Source organism: Prevotella sp. AM23-5 (assembly GCF_003473645.1).
Taxonomy (GTDB): Bacteria; Bacteroidota; Bacteroidia; order Bacteroidales; family Bacteroidaceae; genus Prevotella; species Prevotella copri_A.
Genome location: NZ_QUCG01000121.1, coordinates 1 through 5,023 on the forward strand (window position 1 = coordinate 1; position 5,023 = coordinate 5,023).

Here is a 5,023-nt window from a genome sequence, read left to right on the forward strand (position 1 = left end):
AAAATATCCAAATTAAGAGATGCCATTGTCGTTTTTGCAGACCTTATTAAGGCTGAACTTGGCAAAAATGAGCAGCGAAGCAAGTTCTTGGTTGATGCAGTTAAGCAGATGATACAAGGGAATGATGTTTCCTCAAAGGCATTGCAAGATAAACTTGAAGTGATGAACAAATCACCTCAAAAGAAACTTGTCACCCATCGCTTCGAGCCTACATCAAAGTATGTTCTTCTTTTCATTGGTGGCTTGGCTCTATCTCTTGTCATATCCATTTGGGGCAATCTAACCCAATGGCGAGAGTATCAAGCTTGGGAGGTAGCAGACTTGAAATATCGGGCATTGAAGATGGTTCTTCCATCTGACGACCCAAATGTTCGATACCTCGAAAAGCATTTTTCTGTTTGCCGAGATGAGAAAGTTATAGATGATGTAAGAAATCGTGTTGCTGCCTACGAGGATTCTATTCGCCATCATCATGAAATGGTTGAAATGGCTACTTATAAAGATAGTATAGCCAATAAGCTTTTGCAAGAATCAAATCGCATAAAACGTGCTATGAAAAGCTCAAAATAAAGTTTCTGGAAACTAACTAAACTAAATGAGAGGGAAATAAACTTAATACATTCCCCTCTCATTTATTTAGTGTAAACTTGCATTTAGGATAGTTTGAACACCCATAAAAAGAGCCATATCTTCCTTTGCGTAAAACTAACTGACCACCACATTGCGGGCAAACGCCTTGCCTTATTAAACTCTTTGCTCTATATTGCCTGTCGTAAACATTGTGTTCGTGCTGTCTTATTTCTTCCTTGTCAGCTATTGTGTAATATCGTTGAATAGTATTGACAATTCTATCTACTTGTGTAGCATTTAGAATAATGTCATGATATTGGGATATTGCCCAATTTAAATTACATCTGTTTACAACTATATGGTTACTGACATGAACTTTCAACTCTGCTGAATTATTGAAAACAACAATCGGAATTAACGGAATTGAGGTTACTGGGGTAAGGGGATTTTGTGTCTGCGACATTTCTGTTGTGCAAGAAATATGTACAATAAAATGAATTTTGACGCTTTGCAAGCAAAATCCCACTAAACCCTATAGGTTGCGGATTTGAGGATCATATCTTTTATGGTTCAACATTGCAGATTCTCTGTTGTGAGATGTGATTTATGACCTATCTCCTTATGAATTCGGACAGCAAAGAACAGTGTCATTAAAGTTGCAAAGACGTCGGCAATAGGCTGTGCATAAAGCACTCCATTTAGTTCCCAATACGATGGAAGCAGCAATATTATAGGGATAAAAAACAAACCTTGCCGTCCGATGTTTAGCAGAAGACTTTGCCTTGCTCTTCCGATTGCCATATATAGTGTGGAATACACAAATTGGAATCCGAAAGTGAAGAACATAATCGTATTGGCTCTAAGCGCAATTCTTGCTATTTCCTGCATTGTTTCGTCTTTACCGAAACAACTGATGATAGGAGAGGTAAAAATGACTATAAGAATACTCCAGAGCACACAAAACGAGGTTGAGAGTATCAGAGAACAGCACACCGCTTCCCTTAATCTTTGAAAATTGCCTGCCCCGTAGTTATAGCCTGCCATAGGTTGGAGTCCTTTTACAAATCCGAAGACCACGTTTGTTCCCAATGTGACGATTTTCAGGACGATACCCACAGCCGCAACAGCCTCTGCCCCATATTTCACAGCGGCTTTCTGCAACAAACAGATGGAAAGGGTCTGGAGTAGTTGCAAAAAGAGCATAGAGATACCAATCTTAATGATGTCTGCGTATATTCTTATCGTGGGAGCGAACAAGGCAAGAGATACTTTTACCTCTGCTTTCGTAAGGAAACGGATGTAAATAGCTGTCGTGATGATTCTTGAATGAATAGTTGCCCATGCAGCACCTTCCACACCCCAATTGAAAGTGTATATAAACAAGGGGTCTAATGCAACATTAACGATAGAGCCGATGATCATTGCCGACGCTGATGTCTTCGACGCACCTTGTGAAACAATGATATTGGACATGGACACATTCAATGTCCCTATGACACAACTGATGATAAAAAGCCTGCCGTAGGATTCTGCCAAACTTATCATCTCCTCGTTTGCTCCCATGAAAAGTAGGATGTCCGGCAGGAACGCATTGCACACAAGGGCAATGAGAGCTGCCAACATCACAGAGGTTATCACTGAGACGGAAGCGACCTGACTTGCCTTGACAACCTGTTTCGCTCCCAACAGACGGGATATATACACTCCGCCTCCGACACCGAACATCAGTCCTATCCCAAGAAATAACAACGATATAGGGAAAACAACCGATACAGCGGCGACAGGAAGAGTTCCAAGACGTGCAACCCAAAAAGTATCTACCACATTGTATATTGCCATAATCAGCATTGCGATGACAATAGGTATCCCCAATTTTGTCAGGGCTTTCATCATACTTTCTTCTCGCAAAATATTCATAGCGTTGTTCATCATTATAATCCGTATTTTTTTAAGTGAATAAAGTTCGCTGCAAAGGTACGGTGAAATACAAGCTTTCACAATAGACGGACAACGGTAATGATAGCACTATTCGTGGTAAGTCCTTCTGAAGAGCGTGGGAGAAACGCCTGCAACCTTGGTAAACAGCCGTGTGAAGTAGGAGTAATCGTTAAAGCCTAAACTATGTGCAATCTCTTTGATGGAATCTGTAGTATAGACCAATTGACGTTTAGCCAACAAAATAATCTCGTTTTGGATATGGTGGCTCACACTTGTCCCCAGAACAGAATTTACAGCTTCATTCAGGTAGGCAACGGTAATGTTCAGCCGCCCGGCATAGAATGATGGCGAACGTTTGCTTCGGATATTGCTTTCCAACAAATCCCGAAATTCCCATACTATTTCCTTGTGTCTGGTCACTGTCCCCTGCAATTTGGATTGAGCTATCGTTGCATTTACAATGTTCTCCACGACTAATCCTACAATGACGGTGGTCAGTCGCTGAACGACTGCTTTGGCAGATGGATTTTCCATGCCACTCAGTTTGCAGTCAAGAAGTGATAATAATAGTTTCTGTTCCGATATGTCGGATAGTTGTATTTGAGGGCGACCGTATCTCTCAAGCGTTCGTTTTTCCTCCTTATCCACCAATACCGAGTCGATAACCAGAAATTTTGCAGAAAGATTGGAAGCGTCGATGATACGATGCACCTGCCCGGGTAGAATGATAGCCAGACTTCCTTTCCCGAAAGTGTATTCCTCGAAATCAATATTCAGACAGCATTGCCCACCCTCTATGAAGCCAAAGAAATAATAATCGTCGGTATGAGAAAAAGCGTATCTGTCTGAAGATGCCGATGTCCGAGAGATGACGGTCTTCAGATAGACTCCGAAATCTGAGAGTTGTGAACTTCTATGGATGGGTAACCGAGACATATACCTTAATTCCGCAACACTATAAATTTTAACTTTTATAATACCCTGAGCAACAAAAAGTTGCTCAGGATTTTGCCATGTCAGAAATTTCACTTATCATACCTCCCCATTTGGGTGAAATTTATCTTTCTTGGTATTACCATGAACAAAATTATCACCTCGATGAGTATTTTCTCGAAACTTTTTGTTATCTTTGCAGCTGAATCTTCAACTGCATCTTTAAAGATATCCATATATTGGTCAAGTCCTGTATTCATGTAATATTGTATTTGTCGTGATCTACAAAGTTACTGAAAATCAGCGACTTGACCAACTTTTTACAGTTAAGTTTTCATAAGCATTTCTTAATATAAGTTATTGATTTACAGACGATTAAATATTAATTTAACGCAGTATTGATTAATAAAGAATATACTACCGCTGATATATGCGCAACAAATTGTGACGCTTGTGATTCATTTCCCTTGAAATCCTTAACAAATACAGCTAAGGTATAGCAGACCTTATTAGGCAGACATATATAGGCTACATCATTCTGAGCTGCAAGAATACCATTTTCATTGACAGAACCAGAACCTGTCTTATGTGCTATTACAACCCCTTCTTTATCAAGAAGTGGAGCTACTATCCTATCTATACCTGTTTTACATTCTTTCAATGCATTCTTAATGAAATCTTGTTTCTCATTACTGATAAGACTTTCTGTAAACAAACGATTCATCAACATTGCAGCACCAAGAGGAGATGTGTAATTAGAGTAAGCTTTGTCATGGTCAGCGGACATTTCCTCTTCTGTATAAGCTATCTGAAAACTCGAACGTGGTATGAGTTTCGCTATAAAACTGTCTGTTTGTGCAGTATTGAGCATATTCTTAAACATGATATTGCTTGCATTATTGTCGCTCTGGGAAAGAGTATAGCGCAACAGATCTCTTACTGTCAACGATATAACTGGTGCTGAATAATCTTTCATCATAGGGCTCCATGTCTTTGGATCAAGTTTTTCCCTATTTATCTTTACCAAGGTATCAAGGGAAAGGCCTTTTTTGTCAAAATCATTGCAAAGAGCTAATGCCTGATGAACCTTAAATACACTCATCATAGGATAAATGCTTTTATTATTAACACTAACCGTATCTGTGTTATTAATAATAACCGCCACACCAATTTCACCAGGACAAGCCGAGACAATCTGAGAAATGCTATCAGTCAAAACATCTGTTAATGGAGGATTCGCGCTACCTTTTGTAGCTGATTTATGGGACAATGAGAACACCAAGATGAAGATGCAAACTAAAGCTATACACAAAACTACGATTTGCTTTTTTCTGTTTTTTTTCATGTTTCTTAATTCCGCAACACTATAGTTTAACATTATTTATAAGTGCCTGAGCAACAAAAAGTTGCCCAGGATTTTGCCATGTCAGAATTTTCACTTACCTTAGTGTTGCGAAAAGAAGACAAGCAAAACTCTAATATGACATGGCAAAGATACAAATAAAATCTGAGAAACTCACTCCTTTTGGAGGAATTTTTTCTATTATGGAGCAATTTGATGCTCTTTTAGCTCAAACCATAG

6 protein-coding genes are annotated in these 5,023 nt (G+C 39.2%); 1 reads left to right on the forward strand and 5 read right to left on the reverse strand.

What is annotated here, in order from left to right; translation table 11 throughout:
• Window positions 1-570: hypothetical protein (locus DW657_RS16560; protein WP_118313477.1), on the forward strand; the 570-nt coding region annotated here is incomplete at its 5' end.
• 58 nt (window positions 571-628) lie between these two features.
• On the opposite strand, the gene DW657_RS16565 is transcribed toward DW657_RS16560, so the two are convergent.
• From DW657_RS16565 to DW657_RS16585, 5 genes are all read right to left on the reverse strand, one after another.
• Window positions 629-1,033: a topoisomerase DNA-binding C4 zinc finger domain-containing protein gene (locus DW657_RS16565; protein WP_117664258.1), complete on the reverse strand. Its 405-nt coding sequence runs from the start codon at window positions 1,031-1,033 to the stop codon at window positions 629-631.
• A 107-nt stretch (window positions 1,034-1,140) separates the two neighbouring features.
• Window positions 1,141-2,499 (reverse strand): MATE family efflux transporter, encoded by a 1,359-nt coding sequence (locus DW657_RS16570; RefSeq protein ID WP_117664262.1) that lies wholly within the window; start codon window positions 2,497-2,499, stop codon window positions 1,141-1,143.
• A gap of 96 nt (window positions 2,500-2,595) precedes the next feature.
• Window positions 2,596-3,444 carry an AraC family transcriptional regulator gene (locus DW657_RS16575; protein ID WP_088528396.1) on the reverse strand — a complete coding sequence of 283 codons (849 nt, stop codon included), beginning with the start codon at window positions 3,442-3,444 and terminating at the stop codon, window positions 2,596-2,598.
• Between the two features lie 89 nt (window positions 3,445-3,533).
• A complete protein-coding gene (locus DW657_RS16580) occupies window positions 3,534-3,701 on the reverse strand; it encodes a hypothetical protein (protein ID WP_233522346.1) in 168 nt (55 codons plus the stop codon).
• Window positions 3,702-3,823: 122 nt separating this feature from the next.
• The gene (locus tag DW657_RS16585) at window positions 3,824-4,786 is read right to left on the reverse strand and encodes a CfxA family broad-spectrum class A beta-lactamase (RefSeq protein WP_118313478.1); all 963 of its coding nucleotides are present in this window, start codon (window positions 4,784-4,786) and stop codon (window positions 3,824-3,826) included.
• Window positions 4,787-5,023 lie beyond the last annotated feature (237 nt).

Bases quoted from the DNA above. Each gene is read 5' to 3' on its own strand.
- DW657_RS16570 (WP_117664262.1), bottom strand. From the start codon at position 2,499: ATGAACAACGCTATGAATATTTTGCGAGAAGAAAGTATGATGAAAGCC.
- DW657_RS16565 (WP_117664258.1), bottom strand. From the start codon at position 1,033: ATGTCGCAGACACAAAATCCCCTTACCCCAGTAACCTCAATTCCGTTA.
- DW657_RS16585 (WP_118313478.1), bottom strand. From the start codon at position 4,786: ATGAAAAAAAACAGAAAAAAGCAAATCGTAGTTTTGTGTATAGCTTTA.
- DW657_RS16575 (WP_088528396.1), bottom strand. From the start codon at position 3,444: ATGTCTCGGTTACCCATCCATAGAAGTTCACAACTCTCAGATTTCGGA.
- DW657_RS16580 (WP_233522346.1), bottom strand. From the start codon at position 3,701: ATGAATACAGGACTTGACCAATATATGGATATCTTTAAAGATGCAGTT.